We start from the raw sequence: 19261 nt of genomic DNA, 5'->3' as shown, positions 1-19261 counted from the left end.
TCATGGCACCGGCAGTGCTTGGATAACATCGTGAGCAATTCAACTCCCTTTCCCCCCGTCTCTGGTGAGTTTTCCACCGAGCAAAAGGAATACCTGCAAGGTTTCCTCGCTGGTGCCGTGGCCTCGGGACAGTTGCCGTTCGTCGGCATCGATGCTCAAGGCCAGTTGACCGGTGATGCGGCGGCGGGCGGGGTCAACCTCGGTGCCCCCCCGGTGGAGGATAGCGTCTTCGGCACTCCCATCGACGATCTCTGTAAACCGGAGGTATGGAAACACGAACTAAACGGTTTGGATGTCTGGGAAAAGATGGTCGAACACGCCGAAGCCGACCGTTTTCCGGATGACGCTGATTGTTTTCGCTTCAAGTTCTTCGGTCTCTTTCACGTCGCCCCGGCCCAGGACAGCTTCATGCTGCGCCTCCGCATTCCGGCGGGCATCGTCACCTCCACCCAATTGCGGGGCCTGGCCGACCTGGCCGATGATCTCGGCAACGGTCGTCTCGACATCACGACACGAGCCAACTTCCAAATCCGCGAGTTTAAGCCCAAAGACATCATCAACGTTCTCACGCGGGTGCAGGACTTGGGGCTCACCTCCAAGGGCTCCGGGGCGGACAACATCCGCAACATCACGGCAACCCCCACCGCCGGCTTTGATCGCGACGAGATCCTCGACGTGCGCCCGTATGCGAGAGCGGTGCATCACTTCATCCTCAACAACCGCGACCTCTACGGTTTGCCACGCAAGTTCAACATCGCTTTCGACGGTGGCGGCACCATCTCCGCCGCCGCCGACACCAACGACATTGGCTTTTTTGCCGTCCGCGTGGGCGAAGGTGTCGCCGACATCGAACCCGGCGTCTACTTCCGCGTCTGCCTCGGCGGCATCACCGGCCACAAGGATTTCGCCCGCGATACCGGTCTGCTCATCAAGCCCTCCGAAGCCGTGCCCTTGGCCGCTGCCATGATCCGGGTTTTTGCCGAAAGCGGTGATCGCACGAACCGCAAAAAAGCGCGCCTCAAATACGTGCTCGATAGCTGGGGGTTTGATAAATTTATCGCCGCTGCCCAGGAAAAACTCGCGTTCGATCTGGTCCGTCTGCCCCGCGAAAAATGCGCGCCTCGCCATCAAGTGGTGAAGCACGGCCACGTCGGCGTGTATCGCCAATCTGAGCAGGGTCTGAACTACATCGGTCCGGTCGTTCCCGTCGGCCAGCTGTCGACCCGGCAGGTCCGTCGCGTGGCTGATCTCGCCGAGAACTTCGGCCGCGGCGAAATCCGCCTCACGGTGTGGCAAAACTTCCTGCTGCCCTACGTGCCCAACGCCTTTACTTCCAGCGTCGAACACAGCCTCGAACGCATCGGCCTCACCACCAAACCATCCACCACGGCCGGCTGCGTGATCGCCTGCACCGGAAACCAAGGCTGCAAATACGCCGCCGCCGATACCAAGGCGCATGCCAACGCTGTGGCCAAACACTTGCGCGGTAAAAAGGAATCCGACTTCCCGCTCAATATCCACCTCACCGGTTGCGCTCACTCCTGTGCCCAGCACTACTGCGGTGATATCGGTGGCATCGCCACCAAACTCAAGGACGGCCGCGAAGGATACCACATCGTGCTCGGCGGCGGCATGGACAACGAACAGGGCATTGCTCGCGAAATCTTCAAAGGCGTCGGCCACGACGAACTGCCGGCGCTGGTGGACCGGATCGTCGACACGTATCAGGAAAAACACGACACCGGCGAGACGTTCGTCGCGTGGACCCGCCGCCACTCGGTCGGCGAACTTCAGGAAATGATATCCGTATGAGCACCTCCGTTCCTTTCGTCCCCGACAGCGCGCCCTTTTCGCCCGATCAACGGGCCTGGCTCAACGGCTTCTTTGCCGGCATGTTTTCGCGCGCTCCCGCCGGTGCCCCCGCCCCCGTCGCCGCCCCCCTGCATCCCTTGACCATCCTGTGGGGTTCCCAGACCGGCACCGCCGAGTCCCTCGCCAAGCAAGCCGCCAAAGCCGCGAGCCAGCGTGGGTTCGCGCCGACGATTGTGGACATGGCCGCCGCAAGCCCGGCCGAATTGGCGACAGCCGAAAACGTGCTCGTCATCACCAGCACTTACGGCGACGGCGAGCCACCCGACAACGCGAAGGATCTGTGGGACGCGCTGCGCGCCGCGGATGCCGCCGCGCTCCCGGCGGCGCTACGTTTCAGCATCTGCGCGTTGGGCGACACCAACTACGAGTTGTTCTGCCAATGCGGCAAAGACTTCGACGAAGCTTTCGCTAAACTCGGCGCGACTCGGGTGCTCGACCGCGTCGACTGCGACGTCGACTACGACGATGCCTTTGCCAAGTGGCTCGACGATTCCCTCAACGCCCTCGGTGCTGGCGGCGTTGCTGCAACCCCCACGGCTCCATCCACCGAAGCGCCCCCGGAAACCCTCGCCTACGGGAAGAAGAATCCCTTCCCCGCTCCGATTTTGGCCGTGCACAATCTCAACGCGGAAGGCTCCGCCAAAGAGGTCAATCACGTTGAGTTTTCTCTCGAAGGTTCAGGCCTCAACTACGAAGCCGGCGACGCCCTGGCCGTCGTGCCCACCAACGACCCGGAACTCGTCGGATCCGTGCTCGCTCTGCTGGGTTGCGATGGTGAGGAAGCGGTAGCCACCCCGGTCGGCGAACTCCCGCTACGCAGTGCCTTGACCGCCAATTTCGATCTCGGCAAACCCGCGCCGAAACTCCTTGCCACGCTCAAGGTCGAACCCGCCGCCACGCTTCTCGACGTGCTCGATGTGCTGGAGGCCGCGCCCAAGCCGCTGCCGGCGCTCACAGAGATCATCGCCAATTTAAAGAAACTGCAGCCCCGTCTTTACTCGATCTCATCGAGCCCGAAAGCCCACGAAAACCAAGTCCACCTGACGGTGGGTGCGGTCCGCTACGAAGTCGGTGGCCGGGCCCGCAAGGGCGTCTGTTCGACCTTCCTCGGCGAGCGGGGACTCACGGCTGGCACCGCCGGAGTTTTTGTGCACGCCAACAAAGCGTTCCGGCCACCGGCGGATCCGTCGCTGCCCATGATCATGGTGGGACCAGGCACCGGCATCGCCCCGTTTCGTGCCTTTTTGGAAGAGCGCGAAGCGACCGCCGCTCCGGGCAAAAACTGGCTCTTCTTTGGCGACCAACACGCCGCGACTGACTATCTCTACGAGGATCAAATCGGCGCCTGGCAGAAGTCGGGTCTGCTCAATCGGGTCGATACCGCGTTCTCCCGCGATCAGGAGAAAAAGGTCTACGTGCAGGATCGCATGCGCGAAGCCGGCGCGGAACTGTGGTCCTGGCTCAGCGTCGGCGGCCACTTCTACGTGTGCGGCGACGCCAAACGCATGGCCAAGGATGTCGATACGGCGCTGCACGACATCGTGATCGAACACGGCGGCAAAACGGCCGATGAGGCCGCCGATTTCATTAAGGCGCTCAAAGCCGACAAACGCTACGCCCGCGACGTGTATTGAGCGATGATCGCCCCGCGCAAAAACCCCATGCTCTCGCTCGTCGACGAGTTGTTGGCCGAGCAGCAAACGCTGCAGACGCCGGTCGCGCGATTCTCGTTTCAACACGACAATGATACGATCGAAACGCCCGCCCTGGAGCCGGTTTATCGCGATCTCATTCCGCTGTCGCAGCCGGGCCCCGGAGAGCAATACGCGTTCGAAGTCGACCTCGATGCGTGCTCGGGCTGCAAGGCGTGCGTGGCCGGTTGCCACTCGCTGAACGGTCTCGACGAAGAAGAAACCTGGCGGGACATTGGTCATCTCGTCGGCGGATCGGAAGCGCTGCCGTTTCAACAAACCGTCACCTCTGCCTGTCATCATTGCGCTGATCCGGGCTGCCTCAACGGCTGCCCCGTGCTCGCCTACGAAAAAGATCCGATCACTGGTATCGTCCGTCATCTCGACGACCAGTGCATTGGCTGCAGCTACTGCATCCTGAAATGTCCCTATGATGTGCCCAAGTTTTCCGAGCGCCTCGGCATCGTGCGCAAATGCGACATGTGCCAGGGTCGGCTCGCCGAGGGCGAAGCTCCGGCCTGTGTGCAAGCCTGCCCCACGCAAGCCATCTCGATCGTAAAAGTTTCCATCGACTTAAGCGGCTCCCGTCCGACCACCGACACGAGTGCATTTCTGCCCGGAGCGCCCGATCCCGCGACCACTCAACCCACCACGCGTTACGTTTCGAAACGGGCATTGCCGGCAAACCTGCATGCGGCCGATCTCGCCGCCCCCAAGGCCCAGCACGCCCATTGGCCACTGGTCCTGCTGCTTTCGCTCACCCAGGCGGGATACGGCCTCAGCCTGGCGGCTTCGTTTACCCTGCGCTTTGATCCGATCCTCGCCTACACCGCCTTGGCGTTATCGACTGTGGGACTCGCCGCCGCCGGCGCGCACCTCGGTCGACCGCTGCGAGCTTGGCGCATTTTTCTTGGGCTTCGTCGTTCCTGGCTCAGTCGTGAGGCCGTCATCATGGGCGGTTGGTTCCCGCTCTTGGGAGCCGCGATCATCCTGCCTCGTTGGCCGCAATTGCTGAGTCCTCTGCCCACGACCATCGGTCTGCTTGTTCTCGATGGGTTGCCTATTGCCGCGGCCGTAACCGGCGCGATCGCGCTATTCTGCTCGGCCATGATCTACATCGATACGCCGCGACAGTTTTGGCGCGCTCCCGCCACCTTCACGCGCATGGGCGGCACCATTTTGGTCGGCGCCTTGTTACCCGTGGCCCCGCTGGTCGCCGCCATCGCACTCGCCGCAAAACTCGTATTCGAGTCGAACCAACAACGCGCGGACACCCCCTCCGGGAAACTCCTGCGCACCGTGCTGCGCCCCGCCTTCCGCCTTCGTAACCTTCTCGGCATCAGCGCACTCGCGCTGCTTGTCACCTATTGGGTGACAAACGAGGTTGCGCTGATCGCGCTCGGGGCCATCGCCTGGTTGGCCGGTGAAATTGTGGAACGTTATCTCTATTTTCGGGCGGTGGATTCCGCCAAAATGCCGGGAGTCGCTGCGTCATGAGCCCGGTTATCGATGAGTTGCTCCATGCCCGCCAAGGTCCCGTCACGGCGGAACTCGTGCAGGAGCCCGGCAAGTTCGGCTTGGGGCGCGTGCCATCCAAAGTCGCGCCGGTTGCCACGGTGCGTTCGATCTGCGGATTTTGCGCCACCGGTTGCGGTCTGAAGGTGCACCTCAACGCAAAAGGTGAGGCGATCAACCTCACGCCCGACCCGGACTATCCCGTCAATCTGGGCATGGCGTGCCCCAAGGGTTGGGAGGCGTTGGCCCCGCTCGCCGCGACCGACCGCGCTACCACGCCGATGATACGCGCCTCGCGAAACGCGCCGCTGGAGCCCACCGATTGGGGCACCGCGATGTCGACATTTGTGGACCGCATGAAGGGCGTGCAGGCGAAACATGGTGCGCACAGCATCGCGTTTCTTTCGACCGGACAGGTTCCGACCGAAGAGATGGCGCTGCTCGGCGCGCTGTTCAAATTCGGCATGGGTGGTCTGCATGCCGACAGCAATACGCGGCAATGTATGGCCACGGCGCACGTGGCCTACAAACAGTCGTTCGGCTTCGACGCCCCGCCCTACACCTATCGCGACTTCGAGGAGAGTGATGTCATGGTTTTGGTGGGGGCGAACCCTGCCATCGCCCACCCCATCATGTGGCAGCGCGTGATGCGCAACCCCCATGACCCACAGATTGTGGTCGTGGATCCGCGCCGCACGGAAACCGCCATGGCCGCGCATCAACACTACGCCATCGAACCCAAAGGTGATTTGTGGCTGCTCTACGGCGTGACCCACGAGCTCTGCGCCAAAGGTTGGCTGGATCAGACTTTCATCGATGCGCACACCGAGGGATTTGAGGAACTCGCCCCATTTATTGCGCACTATTCTCCGGAGCGTTGCGCCCAGGAATGCGGAATTTCGGCGGATCGTATTCGAGAACTCGCTACGTTGATTCACACCGGCAAGCGGGTGTCGTTTTGGTGGACCATGGGCGTCAATCAGGGCCATCAATCCACTCGCATCGCCCAAGCGTTGATCAATCTCGCTCTGCTCACCGGCAATATCGGTCGGCCCGGCACGGGCGCGAATTCGATCACCGGACAATGCAACGCGATGGGGTCGCGCATCTTCGGTAACACGACCTCGTTGCTCGGCGGCCGCTATTTTGAAAAACCCGACGACCGGGCGGAGGTTGCCGAAATTCTGCACATCCCGGTCGAGACGATTCCCCCGACGCCTTCGATGGCTTACGACCAGATCATCGACGGCATCGAGTCGGGTGAAATTCGCGGGTTGTGGGTCGTCGCGACCAACCCGGCCCACTCCTGGATCAACCAAGGTCGATTCCAACGCCTGCGCGAGAAACTCGATTTTCTGGTGGTGCAGGACATGTATGCGACGACCGAAACCGCCCGCATCGCCGATCTCATTCTGCCCGCCGCCGGTTGGGGCGAAAAGGACGGAACGTTCATCAATTCCGAACGCCGTATTGGCGTGACCTGCAAGGTGGCGCGAGCCCCGGGGCAGGCTCTGTCTGACTTTGCGATTTTCAAACTGATCGCGGAAGCGTGGGGCTGCGGACCGATGTTTCAGGCGTGGGAATCGCCCGAAGCCGTATTCAGAATTTTGGCCCGACTCTCCACCCATCAACCCTGTGACTTCTCGGGAATCCCGGGATACGAGGCGTTGCAGGACGCGGGCGGCATTCAATGGCCCCGTCCCGCCCGAAGTGAAAATTTGCCCGCCAACGGGGCCCGCGCCAAACTCCGTGCGCCGGAGTCCGCCGGAAGCGATCATGATCATGAACGCCGCCTGTTCGCCGATGGTAAATTTTTCACTCCCAGCGGTCGCGCCAAGCTCCTCTTTGATCCTCCGGTGAAGCCACCCGAATCCCCTGATGAAGCCTTCCCTTTCTGGCTCAATACGGGGCGCGGCTCATCCGCCCAATGGCACACCGGCAGCCGCACCAACAAGAGCGCTGTGCTACGCAAACTCGCGCCCACCCGACCGTATGTCGAAGTAAACCCCGCCGACGCGGCCAAACTTGGCGTGGCGGACGATGAAACCGTGCGCGTCGTATCACGTCGCGGTCACGCCACGGCCCAAGTTTTCCTGACTCCGACGGTGCGGCCCGGGCAGGTGTTCATGCCGATGCATTTTTCGGAAGTGAATCAGCTCACCTTTCCGGCGTTTGATCCGCATTCGCGCCAGCCGAGCTACAAGACCTGCGCGGTCACGCTGGCAGCCGTAACTTGATTGCTACGCGGGGAAGTTGCTTCGGCCAGAGGAAGCACATCAGATTTCGAACATGATACGCGTATTCGCTTTCGCGATGGCTCTGATGGGCACGTCCGCCGTGGCAGCTCCCTTGTTGATTCTCGTCTCCATCGATGGAGCGCGCTGGGACTACCCCGAGCTGCACGGGGCACCATTTTTGCAGGAATTGTCCGCCGCCGGCACTCGGGTGGAACGGCTCACGCCTTCCTTTCCCACCAAAACCTTTCCGAACCACTACACCTTGGTCACGGGCATGCGGCCGGAAACGCACGGCATCGTGCAAAACCGGTTTTTCGACCCCGCGTTCGAAGCTTGGTTTGGCATCGGCGCGCACCCGGCCGCCCGTGAGGGGCGCTGGTGGGGCGGTGAACCGATCTGGTTGACGGCGCAACGACAGGGACTCCGCACCGCGTGCATGTTTTGGCCCGGATCCGAGGCCGACATCCTCGGTCAGCATCCCGATACGTATCGTCGTTTCGACGACCGACTGACCCCGGCGGACCGGGTGGATCAAGTGCTGGTGTGGACCGCGTTGCCGACCGGTGAACGCCCGCATCTGATCACGCTCTATTTTGATCGGGTGGACTCGGCCGGACATGATTTTGGTCCCACGGCGTCGGAGACGCACGATGCCTTGATCCAAATCGATGCCGCGCTGGCCAGACTGCGTGCCGGTCTGCGCGACCAAGGACTTTGGGATCAGACAAATCTCATCGTGACCGCTGACCACGGCATGACGGAAAGCGATCCGGCGGATGTGGCGGTGCTGGACGAGCTCGTGCCATTGGACGCCGTGGAAAGCGTATTTTCGGGGGCGGTGGGCGGACTCAACGTGGTGCGTGGCGATATTAATACCTGGGTGCGCCAACTCGATGCACATCCCCATTTACACGCTTACCAACGCGAAGACGTGCCGGAACGACTACACTTCAGCGCCAATCCGCGTATTCCAGACATCGTGGTGATTCCTGACCGCGGTTGGCACTTGAGCACGCGGTCGTGGATCGATCGGGACACGACGCCCAGTCGCGGCGACCACGGTTACGATCCCGCTGAGCCGGATATGGGCGCGCTATTCATCGCGCATGGTCCATCGATCTCACCCGGCAGACGATTTCCGCCCGCGGACAATATTCACGTCTACAACTTGCTGTGCGATCTACTGGAAATAACGCCGGGGGAAAACGAGGGCGATACGCGACTCCGCGAGGTTTTACGGTGATCACCGCAAAGGAGCAAAGACGCAAAAGGTCGCGAAGTAATTCACCCGACTTCGGCGTAGTCGGGCCGTAGGAGCGGGCATGTGCGCGATGAAACGCGGTCAATGTTGGTGGTAATCGCGACGAAAGGCAGGTGGTAATCGCGCGCAAGCACGCTCCGACCATTTTTCCTTACGAACCGTTGGCTTCACCCGCCGGACGCCAATCGACGAGCTCGAGCTGCATCAATTTCCGATCATTGAAGTGGTTCCAGCGGAGGTGCACCGCGAAATCGAGCGGGACGCGCGTGGGGGGCAGCCGATTCGCCATTTTCCAAGCGACACCAAACAGCCGACGACCGCGGGTATCTTCGAAATTAAACCGAAAATGGAGCGCCTTGAAGACATCGGGTCGGTGCGACAATTTCACCCCCCGCAAACCGAACACCGGTTCGGCGTTGGCCTGACCGAACGGATGCAGGGCATCGAGCTCCTCCATGAGTCGACTGCCGATTTCATCCGGCGTGATCCAGGCGGAAATCGGCAGCTCACGCTCCGGCAAGTCGCCGCCGGTGTGTTCGGCCACCGCTTTGGAAAATGATCGACGAAATTGCTCCAGCGAAGCTTTGGGAGCTGCCACGCCGACCGCCATGGGATGCCCCCCCCAACTGCCGAGAAAATCATCACAATGGGCCAACACCTCCACGAGATTGATGCCGTCGACGCTGCGGCCGGACCCTTTGGCGAGTTCGCCCTCGTTGCCCAGCACCACACAGGGGCGGTTGTATTTGCGCGAGACGCGACCGGCGACGATGCCCACCACACCCGGATGCCAGTCATCGGAATAAAGCACGATGCCGGAATCGTCAGCGTAGTGCTGCTCGATCATCTCTTCCGCCTCCTTGGTGATCTGGCGCTCGATGTCTTGTCGTTCCCGATTGAATACATCGAGTTGATCGGCCGTTTTGATGCAGAATTTGGTGTCGTCGCTGAGCATCAGTTCGACCGACAGCGCCGCATCGGCGAGACGACCGCTGGCATTGATCCGCGGGCCGAGTCGAAACGAAATATCCACGGGGTTGACCCCTTGTTCCGGACGCACACCGGCGACCTGCATGAGCGCGCGCACGCCGGGGCGATTGGCCCCCTGCAAGACCCGCAAACCGTGCCGGGCCATGAGACGATTTTCCCCGCGCAACGGCACGAGATCCGCAACGGTGCCCATGGCCACAAGATCCAGATACTCGCGCAATTTGATCCGAAACGCGACCGGATGATTCTCGTTGCGCAAACGCTTGAGCAAACCGTGCGCGAGCTTGAAGACCAAGCCGACGGTGCAGAGATGACGCCACGCATCGTCATCATCGCCGGGATGCACGTGCGGGTTGATCAACAGCGCCGACGCGACCGCGCCCTCTTTTTCGCGGTGATGGTCAATGATGATGACGTCGATGCCCTTCTCCTGCAGGTAGGCGACCTCCTCCTGGGAGTTGGTGCCGCAATCGAGGACAATGAAGAGTTGCGGCGTCACGCCCTCCAACGCGCGGTCGATGGCACTGCGCGACAGGCCGTAGCCGTCTTCCATGCGACGTGGCACCACGAAGTGCGGATCGAGACCGAAACGGCGCAACAGGCTCACCATCAGCGTGGTGCTGCTTACGCCATCGACATCGTAGTCACCGAGCACGGCGACGGATTCACGATTGGAGATGGCGGTCGACAGGCGGGCCGTGGCCGCCTCGAGATTGGCCAGCAGAAACGGATCCCCGAGCTCGGCCAACGCCGGACGCAGGAAGCTCTGGGCCGCTTCATCCGAGAGGATGTCACGACGCCACAGCAGTTCCGCGAGCACCGGGCTTACGCCGGCGCTCCTACTCAGCGCCCCGACCTCATCGGCCGGGGGCGGCGTGTAGGTCCAACGCATGGAAGAGCTTGAAACAGTCAGTAGCTTATTCCGATGCGCGACTCGAGCCGGTCCACTCGTAAGTCGGTTTCACGTCCTGATGCTTCTCCACGTGCTTACGGTCGCCCTTGTGATACCAGAAGAATATCGGGCTCGCGATGAAGATGGAGGAGAACGTGCCGGTGATGACACCGACGAGGAAGGTGAAGGCCAAGTCGTTGATCACGCCTCCGCCGAAGAGGAAGAGCGCGAGTGAAGCCAGGAAGGTCGTGGCACTGGTGAGCAACGAACGGACAAACACATTGTTCAGCGCGTTGTTAATGACTTCGCGCAGTTTCAGGTTCGGGTTGCCGTTGAGTTCCTCGCGAATGCGGTCGAAGACCACGATGGTATCATTGATCGAGTAACCGGCGATGAGCAGGATGGCCGCGACCATGGGCGCGGTGAACTGCCGGTCGAACAGCACGAAGATACCGATCGTCATCAGAATGTCGTGGATCGTCGATACGACGGCGCCCACGCCGAAGCCGAATTCGAAGCGGAACGCGACATAGATGAGGATGCCCACGATCGCCAGCGAGAGAGACATGAAAGCGTTCCATTGGATCTCCGCCCCGATGGACGGACCGATCGTCGTCTGGCCCACGACCTCAAAACCGGCGTTGGGGAAGTTGGACAGCAACAGCGGCATGACCTTGGTGCCTTCCTCGAATGGCACCTGGATCTTGAGAATTTCGGTGTCGTCGTTGAAATCACTTTGGAAGACGGGATTCACCTCGCCGATGCCGGCCCCTTCGAGGGCATCACGCACGGCCGCGGTGTCGGGTCGTTCATTGAAGGAGAGCGAAACTTCGTCACCACCGACAAAGTCGATACCGTAGATGCGGTGCCCCTTGTAGGCGACCACGCCGACGCCGACGATGACGATGAGCCAGGATACCGCGAAGGCCGGGCGAGCATACTTGAGGTAGTCGAAGGTCGGCACCTTGGAGCGGATGAGCATCGGGAACTTCTTGATGAGGTCGCCGTTGATCACGATGTCGAGCAGCAGCTTGGTCACGACCAAGGCACAGAAAACGGTGGAGAACACACCAATCGTCAGCGTGACGCCGAAGCCCTTCACGGGGCCGGTGCCGAAGATGATCATGAGCGACGATGTGATGAGCGTCGTAATGTTGGCGTCCAAAATGGTCGAAACCACCTTGTCGTGACCGGCGAGGAACGCGGCCTTGAGCGATTTGCCCAAGTTGAGCTCTTCCCGGATACGCTCAAAAATCAGGATGTTCGAGTCCACCGCCATACCGACGGTGAGCACGATACCGGCGATGCCCGGCATGGTGATGGTCGCGCCGAGACTGGCGAGCGCGCCCAACACGAAGAGCAAATTGATCGAGAGGCTGATCACGGCGAACAGCCCTCCGATGGTGTAGATCGCGATCATGAACGCAGCGACGAGCGCGATGGCGATCATCGAAGCGTATTCGCCTGAGGCGATGGCGTCGGCGGCGAGAGACGGACCGATTTCGTTTTGTTCCTGAATGACCAACTCCACGTCGAGCGGGTTGTTGAGCACATTGGCGAGATCGATGGCCTCACGCTGGGTGAAGGTGCCGGTGATCTCGGCGGAACCGCCGTTGATGCGGGTGCTGACGCGGGGGGCGGAGGACAAGCGACCGTCCAACACGATGGCGAGCAAGCCGCCCTGCCCTTGATTTTCCTGGGCGATGGCGCCGGTGACTTCACCGAAGCGCTCCGCGCCCTCGTCGGTGAAGCGCAGGTTGATTTTAAAGCGACCATACTCGTCCATGGTCGGGAAAGCGGTGGCGACCATCTCACCGGTCATTTCCGGGAGGCGCTTGACGAAGTAGTCGCGTTGGTAAGTCGTGCCGTCCTTGTTGTCGCCCTCTTCGGTGAGGACTTCGTAACCGGGAGGGGTGGCATCGCGACCGGGCACGGCCTGCTGGTGGACGCGGCGGAAATCGAGGCGGGCCGGCTTCTTGATGACGTCGGCCAGCTCGGGATTGTCCTTGGTGTTGACGCCCGGGAGTTGGATCTCGATGCGGTTCAGGCCGACCGGACGAATGATGGGTTCGGTGACGCCGAGAGCGTTGACGCGGTCGCTCATGATCTCGATGGCCTTGGCGAGATTGTCCTCGCGCTCGTAGTCCGGCACATCGGCCCCCACGCCTTCGTCGGCGACTTCGAGCATGAAGGCCACGCCGCCCTTGAGGTCGAGCCCCAGCTGCAAGCGGCCCTTGGACTGCTGCAGCAGGTAATCGAGCAGGATGGCATTGCGCTTCTCGACATTGCGCAGGGATTCCTCGAGGCGCACCTCGGGGAAGAATTTGGAAAGATCGATGCGCTGTTCGCGACCGATTTGCTTCAGGGCGATGAAGACGGACGGCGCTTGGCCGCTCGTCACACGATCGCTGGCTTGGGCCATGAGCGACTCAAATTCCGAGACCTGGGCGGAGGCCTCCGATTTGATGTAGTCGTTGAATGGGGTGTCTTTGAGGGGAAGGATCGACGAGATCGCCCATGCGCCGATGAGCGCGGTCAGCGTGATCTTCCAGAGGTTGCGTTTGAACATTTCGGACTTGGGTTTAAAAACGGGCGGTCAGGACCGTGCGAACGGGCACTGGCGTCATGACAGACAACGTGGGGTGACGTTGCGAATGCGAGAAAACGAGAGGCAGAATCGGTGCGGGGGGGCGGTGGACGTCGATTACTTGTCGGCCTTCTTCAACACGGTGGAGACGAAGCTCTTGCCCACTTCGAGTTTGGTGTTGTCTGCGACGCGCACGATGAAGCGATCTTCCTTCACGGAGACAATCGTGCCGAAGATGCCACCGGAAGTGACCACCTCGTCGCCGTTGCCGAGGGCCTTGAGCATCGCATCGTGTTGCTTCTGCTTCTTGCGTTGAGGCGCGATCATCAAAAACCACATCGCCGCGAACAGGAGACCGAAAAAGAGGATCTGGTTCATGGGATTCGGCCCGGCGGGAGCGCCTTGGCCTTGGGCGAATAGGGTGAAAAAGGATGTCATTTTCGTCGTTGCGTGTTGCTTGTTTGAAAAGAAGAAACAGGCATCTAACCGTTCTCGAAGTTCAAAAAGCAAGCCAGTAAACCCACCAGCATTTCCACTCTTGAAGACCGACCCCGCCTCCCCTTGGTCCACCGCCCAATCTGAAGAATTTTACGGTCTTAAGCGCTGGGGTTCCGGACACTACAGTGTCAGCACCGATGGTTGCATCAACGTGCAACCGCTCGCCGATGGCCGGGAGATCAGCATTAAAGATGTCATCAACGAGGCTGAAGAGATGGGCCTCAAGGCGCCCTACGTGATTCGCTTTCAGGATTTATTGCGCCACCGCGTGGTCCAATTGAACCAACTTTTTCGCAAGGCCATCACCGAAGAGGACTACGAAGGCAGCTATCGCGGCGTCTTCCCCATCAAGGTCAACCAACTCCGGGAAGTCGTGGAGGAGATCGTGGATGCCGGGACGGAATTCGACTACGGCCTCGAGGCTGGCTCCAAGCCCGAGCTCATGATCGCCCTGGCCATGCACGAGGGCGAAAACCGGCTGCTGATCTGCAACGGCTACAAGGATCCCGACTACATTCGTCTCGCCCTCCTGGGACGTCGCCTCGGCAAGCAAATCATTCTCGTGGTCGAGCAACTCAGTGAGTTGGATCACATCATTGAACTGGCCAAGGAAACCGGCGTGGAGCCCTTGATCGGTTTCCGGGCGAAGCTTTTGACCCGTGGCGAAGGCAAATGGGCGACCTCCACTGGGGATAACGCCAAGTTCGGTCTCAATACCGCGGAAATCCTCTTCGCGGCGGAGGCGCTCAAAAAAGCGGGGCTGTCGCACTGTCTGCGCCTGCTGCACTTTCACATCGGTTCGCAGGTGCCCAACATACTGACGATCAAGAATGCGGTCGTGGAAGCATCGCGTTTTTACTGTCAGTTGGCCAAAATGGGGTTCCCGATGGGGATTCTGGATGTCGGTGGCGGTCTGGGCATCGATTACGATGGGTCGCGCACGAATTTCGAGAGTTCGATGAACTACACCATGGCTGAATACGCTCGTGATGTGGTGGCCAATATTCGCGACATCTGCACGGAGGCCAAGGTGGCGGTGCCCGACATCGTTTCCGAGTCTGGTCGCGCGGTGGTGGCGCCCCACTCCATGCTCGTCGTCGAAGTGTTCGAGCGCATCAACAAGCGCGAGACGTTGGGGGTAAAACAACGCCCCAAGGACAAGCACAAGGTCGTGCGCGACTTGCAGGGCCTGGCTAAAAACAAGTCCAAACTGGGCCGCCTCGAACGCTACCACGATGCCGTGCAGCGCAAGGAAGAGGCATTTTCGCTTTTCAATCTCGGTTACCTGGATCTCGAAAATCGCGCGGCCGCCGAATCACTTTTCTGGCAGATTTGTGAGCAAATCGCCTCGGAAAACTCCCAATCCGGCTATGTGCCCGAGGAGTTGCACGAGCTCGAAACCATGCTCGCCGATCAATACGTGTGTAATTTTTCGGTCTTTCAATCGCTCCTCGACCATTGGGCGTTGAAGCAGCTTTTCCCCATCGCCCCACTGCATCGCCTCGACGAGGAGCCCACGGTCAATGCCACACTCGTGGACATCACCTGCGACTCCGATGGCAAGATCAGCAGTTTCATCGATCTGGAAGATACCAAGGATCACCTGAAACTCCATCCCTTGGACGGCAAACCCTACCACCTCGGCGTGTTTCTCACGGGAGCGTATCAGGACATCATGGGAGACCTGCACAACCTCTTTGGTCGGGTGAACGAGGTGCACGTCTTCCTCGAAGATGACGAGGAAAACGGCTTTTACATCGAAGAGACGCTGCCGGGCTCACGCATCCGCGACGTCGTCGGGGGCGTGCAGTATCAACACACCGATCTCTGTCGACGCCTCAAAGCCCAGATCGATGCCGCCACGAAAAACGACGTGCTCAAGCCGCGCGAAGGCGTGCGTTTGCTCGAATTTTACGAGGCCACGCTCGAGTCCAAGACCTATTTGAATATCGAACACACCCGGACGAAGCCCAAACGCGCCCGGAAGCGTGTGACCAAGTCCTGACGCGTTTTTCCGGCGCCGAGCGGCGATTCCGGATCGGATTTGCGTTTTTCGGGCATCGCGCTAATCGTTTGCGCGTCGTTATGCCCCGCGTCCTCCGCCCCGTCCTCTACGTTGCCCCCGGCAGTTCGAGCTGCCTGGAGTCGATTCGTATGCTGACGGAAGCGCAGGTGGACTACGTGCAACACGATGTTTCCCGCGAACCGGCGGCTCGCTCCGCCCTCTTGCACGAGATCGGCCGATTGACGGTTCCGACGTTGGTGTGGGGGCGGCACACGTTGGTCGACTATTGCGATTGGGAACTCGTGCAATTCGTGCGCCAGCACCGCCCCCGAGGGTGAACGACTATTCCCCCTCGCCGCTACGGCCACGGGTGCTTCGGGTAGTGCCGGGAGAGTTCCGGCCGGATCTTGTTCGGATACAAATCGTCCCAAAATTTGCGCAGATTGTCCGTGACCTGAATCGGGCGCTGGTTGGGGGCCAACACCTCGAAACGCACGGGCACGCGCCCATGTCCCAGCGCGTAAGTTGATTTGATTTCGACCAATTCCTGCACCCGGGCACTCAGGATGGGGGGACCTTCGGCCGCGTAACGCACTCGAGCGCGGCGACCGTTGTCCATCACGATCCGCTCGGGAAGATAGTCATCCAGCACCGCAAGTTGCTCGGCGCGCAGCCACTGTCGCAGCACGGGCATGACCGGTTTGTCCTTCAAATCGCGCGCGCCGTAACTGCCGTGGCAGATCTGCTCGACCAAGGTGGTGCGGTCTTCGTCCGTGATGGGGCTGACTTCGAGTTCGGGAAACCACTCGGCCAATCGATTCACTCGGACAATCCATTGGTCCACCGCCTCGTTCCATTCCCCCAACTTGATCGTTCCCGCCGCGACCGCTTGGGCCAGCAACTCCGCCGCCCGGCCTTCCGGTGGCTTTTCCGCGGTCAGCTTGCTCTCCAGCACGAGATCACGAAAGCGCCGTTCGCGACGCGCGACCACGCGGCGAGTGGATTCATCCAGGACCACCGCGATGCCATCCGTAAAATCATCGGGAAACAATTCCTGCAACCACGGCTCCTCCACGGCCGTGGCCAGAGTCAGCAGCACGTTTACCTCGCCCCCCCGCCCTTCGATTTCGCTTATTTCCGCCGCCACCAACAACGGCGCATCCTGTAACGCGCTTTCCCGCGCCAGCACTCCTCGGCGGCCGTGCACCAGTTCACAACGCAAGGTGCCGCGGTCCAGTCTCCGCGCGAGGTGATCGGAAAAGCCCGCCAGCACGCACTTGCGCACCTCGTCTTCGCCTCCGCGATCGTCCCCGACGAGCAAACCCTCTTTTTCCGCAATGCGGAGAAATTGATCGAACAACGGACCCACTTGCCGCGCACCTTGCGCGTGAATGCCGAGTCGCTGGCACGCCTCGACCTGAAAGCGTTGATCCTGGGCGTATTGCCACGCCCGCATCAATCGGAAGAAATCGCTCCGACCTTCATCGCCCAACGTATCGTCCCGCGCGTCGTCGATGCTGCGTGACACCCCGCGCAACAGGAAATTTCGTCCCTGCGTGATGGCCGCCATCAGAGCGACGCTGCGCACGCAACCACGCGCTTCCGCTTCGATGAACATACGCGCATAGCGAGGGTGCACCGGAAAACGCAGCATACGACGGCCGACTTCGGTGATCGCGCCGGTGGGACCGCTTGCGATGGCGCCGAGATCATGCAGCAACGCTTCCGCCCGCTCCAGCCCCCGGGGCTCCGGCGCCTCCAGCCAGGCAAAGCCCGCCACGTCATCGATACCGCTGGATTTGAGCGTCAGCACGACCTCCGTCAGGTCCAATCGGTGCACTTCGGGCAACTCATGCGACGGTCGATCGGCATGTTCACGTTCGGTCCACAAACGCACACAACGACCCGGCGCCGTGCGCCCGGCCCGACCGGCCCGTTGATCGGCACTCGCACGCGAAATCTTCTCAATCAACAGAGTATTGATGCCGCGTCGCGCATCGAACCGCGCCACCCGGGCGAGGCCTGCGTCGATGACGATGGTGACTCCCTCGATTGTCAGCGATGTTTCCGCCACGTTGGTCGATACGATGATTTTGCGGCCTTCGGACCGCGCGACGGCCGCGTCCTGACGCTCGCTCGACAGTTCTCCGTGGAGAGGAAACACCTCGAACTCACGCAAGCTGCGATGCGTTTCCAGCGCCTGCACGGTGCGGTTGATTTCATACGCGCCGGGCATGAAGACCAGCATGTCGCCCGACGTGTCGCTCGCCGCCTCGGCACAGGCGGCGGTCGCCACGTCCCATACGGGCTCGCGATCGAAGTTTGGCGTCCGCGCCAAATACGAAACATCCACCGGATAACTCCGTCCGGCGGACTCCAACACCGCGCAAGGGGCGAGATACTCCCGCAGTGCGCCGGCGTCGAGAGTGGCGGACATGACGATGATTTTCAGGTCCGGCCGGGTCGTGCGTTGAATCTGCAGCGCTCGCGCCAGGGAGATGTCACCAAACAAATGACGCTCGTGAAATTCGTCGAAGACCACCGCGTTCACGCCCCGCAATGTGGTTTCGAACGACATCTGCCGGAGCAGGATGCCCTCGGTTACAAATCGAATTTTGGTCGCGGCCGAGGTGCGCCCCTCCAGGCGTATTTGGTATCCCACGACGCCGCCGAGGGCACTTCCCTCTTCGTCCGCCACCCGGCGGGCCAGCATGCGGGTCGCGAGTCGCCGGGGCTGCAGCACCACGGCCTCTCCTGTATCGAGAAACCCATGACGCAGCAGCATGCGGGGCACCTGGGTCGACTTGCCCGATCCGGTCGGGGCTTGCACGACCACCCGGCCGGTTTCGCGCAGCGCGGCGACCAAGGCGCTCTCCAATTCGTAGATGGGCAGGACAGATGATGGCATCGGAAAAGGAGCACCATCACCGCCCCATGATGGCGATCAAGCCAAACGCATGCCGCCCGGGCAAAAGAGTCGCGGCGAAGTTATTCACCGGTTATTCACCATTACGCTGATGGTGAATAAGTTGTGCATATCAAAAACGTGACTTTTCGGTCACAATGTTCCATGGTCTTCCTCGTTCCTTGATAGAACAGTCAAGCGCACGACGAACTGAAAAAACCGCCGAAAGCGAAGACTGGGATACGCCCGGGCAACCGGGGAATGGGGAATCGGAGCTGGTCCGGTTCACCCCCTCACGCAGTGCGCCTCGTGCGCCGTGGGAGGCATATATCACCAGTTCCTCTGGCCGGGGTCGTGCCCGGTCCAGCTCCACGAAATCAGGAACTGAGCGATGAGCCGCGAATTAAGAAACCGCGCGCGAATCGAGTCAGGCATGACGGAAGTTTCGAACGTCATGCTGATACTGTGACCCAGAGGGTTCCGGCTGCTACAGTAAGCCAGTCTGCGATCGGATATTGGACGGATGCAAACCGTCGAAAGGCCTCCCCCGGCAACGGGCGAGTAGCGCGAAAACAATATCGGAACGCAGGAGATCGAGTGAGTCTGGCAAAGCTCAAACCGATCTCAACAACGGGGCGGTGCGCAAAACCGCGTCACCCCATTGCAAGGTAGAAGGCAGCCTGAGAGGTAAGAGGTCAGACCCGTCCCACGGGGCCAACGCCCAGCTAACCGCTGGGGCCGACCCCGCGAGAACGGTGCGGAAGTGAAGCAATTACCTTGCAAGCACTTCAGCACCTTGTCCGGCGCA

11 protein-coding genes are annotated in these 19261 nt (G+C 60.9%); 7 read left to right on the top strand and 4 right to left on the bottom strand.

Annotation, left to right across the window (positions count from 1 at the left end):
• The first annotated feature begins 30 nt into the window (after positions 1-30).
• The 5 genes from PXH66_RS07820 to PXH66_RS07800 are packed head-to-tail and all read left to right on the top strand — an operon-like array spanning position 31 to position 8558.
• A complete protein-coding gene (locus PXH66_RS07820; protein ID WP_330928918.1) occupies positions 31-1812 on the top strand; it encodes a NirA family protein in 1782 nt (593 codons plus the stop codon).
• Complete coding sequence (locus tag PXH66_RS07815; RefSeq protein ID WP_330928917.1) at positions 1809-3506, top strand: sulfite reductase subunit alpha; 1698 nt, start codon at positions 1809-1811, stop codon at positions 3504-3506. Before PXH66_RS07820 ends, PXH66_RS07815 begins: the two co-directional genes overlap by 4 nt.
• A 27-nt stretch (positions 3507-3533) precedes the next feature.
• Positions 3534-5060 carry a DmsC/YnfH family molybdoenzyme membrane anchor subunit gene (locus PXH66_RS07810; RefSeq protein WP_330932307.1) on the top strand — a complete coding sequence of 509 codons (1527 nt, stop codon included), beginning with the start codon at positions 3534-3536 and terminating at the stop codon, positions 5058-5060.
• Positions 5057-7315, top strand: a complete 2259-nt coding sequence (locus PXH66_RS07805; protein ID WP_330928915.1) for a molybdopterin oxidoreductase family protein — start codon at positions 5057-5059, stop codon at positions 7313-7315. Before PXH66_RS07810 ends, PXH66_RS07805 begins: the two co-directional genes overlap by 4 nt.
• A 52-nt stretch (positions 7316-7367) precedes the next feature.
• Positions 7368-8558, top strand: a complete 1191-nt coding sequence (locus PXH66_RS07800) for an alkaline phosphatase family protein (RefSeq protein ID WP_330928914.1) — start codon at positions 7368-7370, stop codon at positions 8556-8558.
• A gap of 169 nt (positions 8559-8727) precedes the next feature.
• On the opposite strand, the gene recJ is transcribed toward PXH66_RS07800, so the two are convergent.
• The 3 genes from recJ to yajC form a co-directional block, all read right to left on the bottom strand.
• On the bottom strand, positions 8728-10458 hold the full coding sequence (gene recJ, locus PXH66_RS07795) for a single-stranded-DNA-specific exonuclease RecJ (RefSeq protein WP_330928913.1): 1731 nt from the start codon (positions 10456-10458) through the stop codon (positions 8728-8730).
• A gap of 25 nt (positions 10459-10483) precedes the next feature.
• Complete coding sequence (secD, locus tag PXH66_RS07790; RefSeq protein ID WP_330928912.1) at positions 10484-13027, bottom strand: protein translocase subunit SecD; 2544 nt, start codon at positions 13025-13027, stop codon at positions 10484-10486.
• A gap of 135 nt (positions 13028-13162) precedes the next feature.
• A complete protein-coding gene (gene yajC, locus PXH66_RS07785) occupies positions 13163-13483 on the bottom strand; it encodes a preprotein translocase subunit YajC (RefSeq protein WP_330932306.1) in 321 nt (106 codons plus the stop codon).
• Positions 13484-13583: 100 nt separating this feature from the next.
• Here yajC and speA point away from each other — a divergent pair, with 100 nt between their 5' ends.
• The gene (gene speA, locus PXH66_RS07780) at positions 13584-15548 is read left to right on the top strand and encodes a biosynthetic arginine decarboxylase (RefSeq protein ID WP_330928910.1); all 1965 of its coding nucleotides are present in this window, start codon (positions 13584-13586) and stop codon (positions 15546-15548) included.
• Positions 15549-15628: 80 nt separating this feature from the next.
• Positions 15629-15886: a glutaredoxin family protein gene (locus PXH66_RS07775; protein WP_330928909.1), complete on the top strand. Its 258-nt coding sequence runs from the start codon at positions 15629-15631 to the stop codon at positions 15884-15886.
• A gap of 20 nt (positions 15887-15906) precedes the next feature.
• On the opposite strand, the gene hrpB is transcribed toward PXH66_RS07775, so the two are convergent.
• Positions 15907-18456, bottom strand: a complete 2550-nt coding sequence (gene hrpB, locus PXH66_RS07770) for an ATP-dependent helicase HrpB (RefSeq protein WP_330928908.1) — start codon at positions 18454-18456, stop codon at positions 15907-15909.
• Positions 18457-19261 lie beyond the last annotated feature (805 nt).

The sequence above is a fragment of the Synoicihabitans lomoniglobus genome, assembly GCF_029023725.1.
Taxonomy (GTDB): Bacteria; Verrucomicrobiota; Verrucomicrobiia; order Opitutales; family Opitutaceae; genus Actomonas; species Actomonas lomonigloba.
The sequence above is the reverse complement of the archived record's forward strand: the minus strand, read 5'-3'. Positions and strand labels throughout refer to the sequence as shown.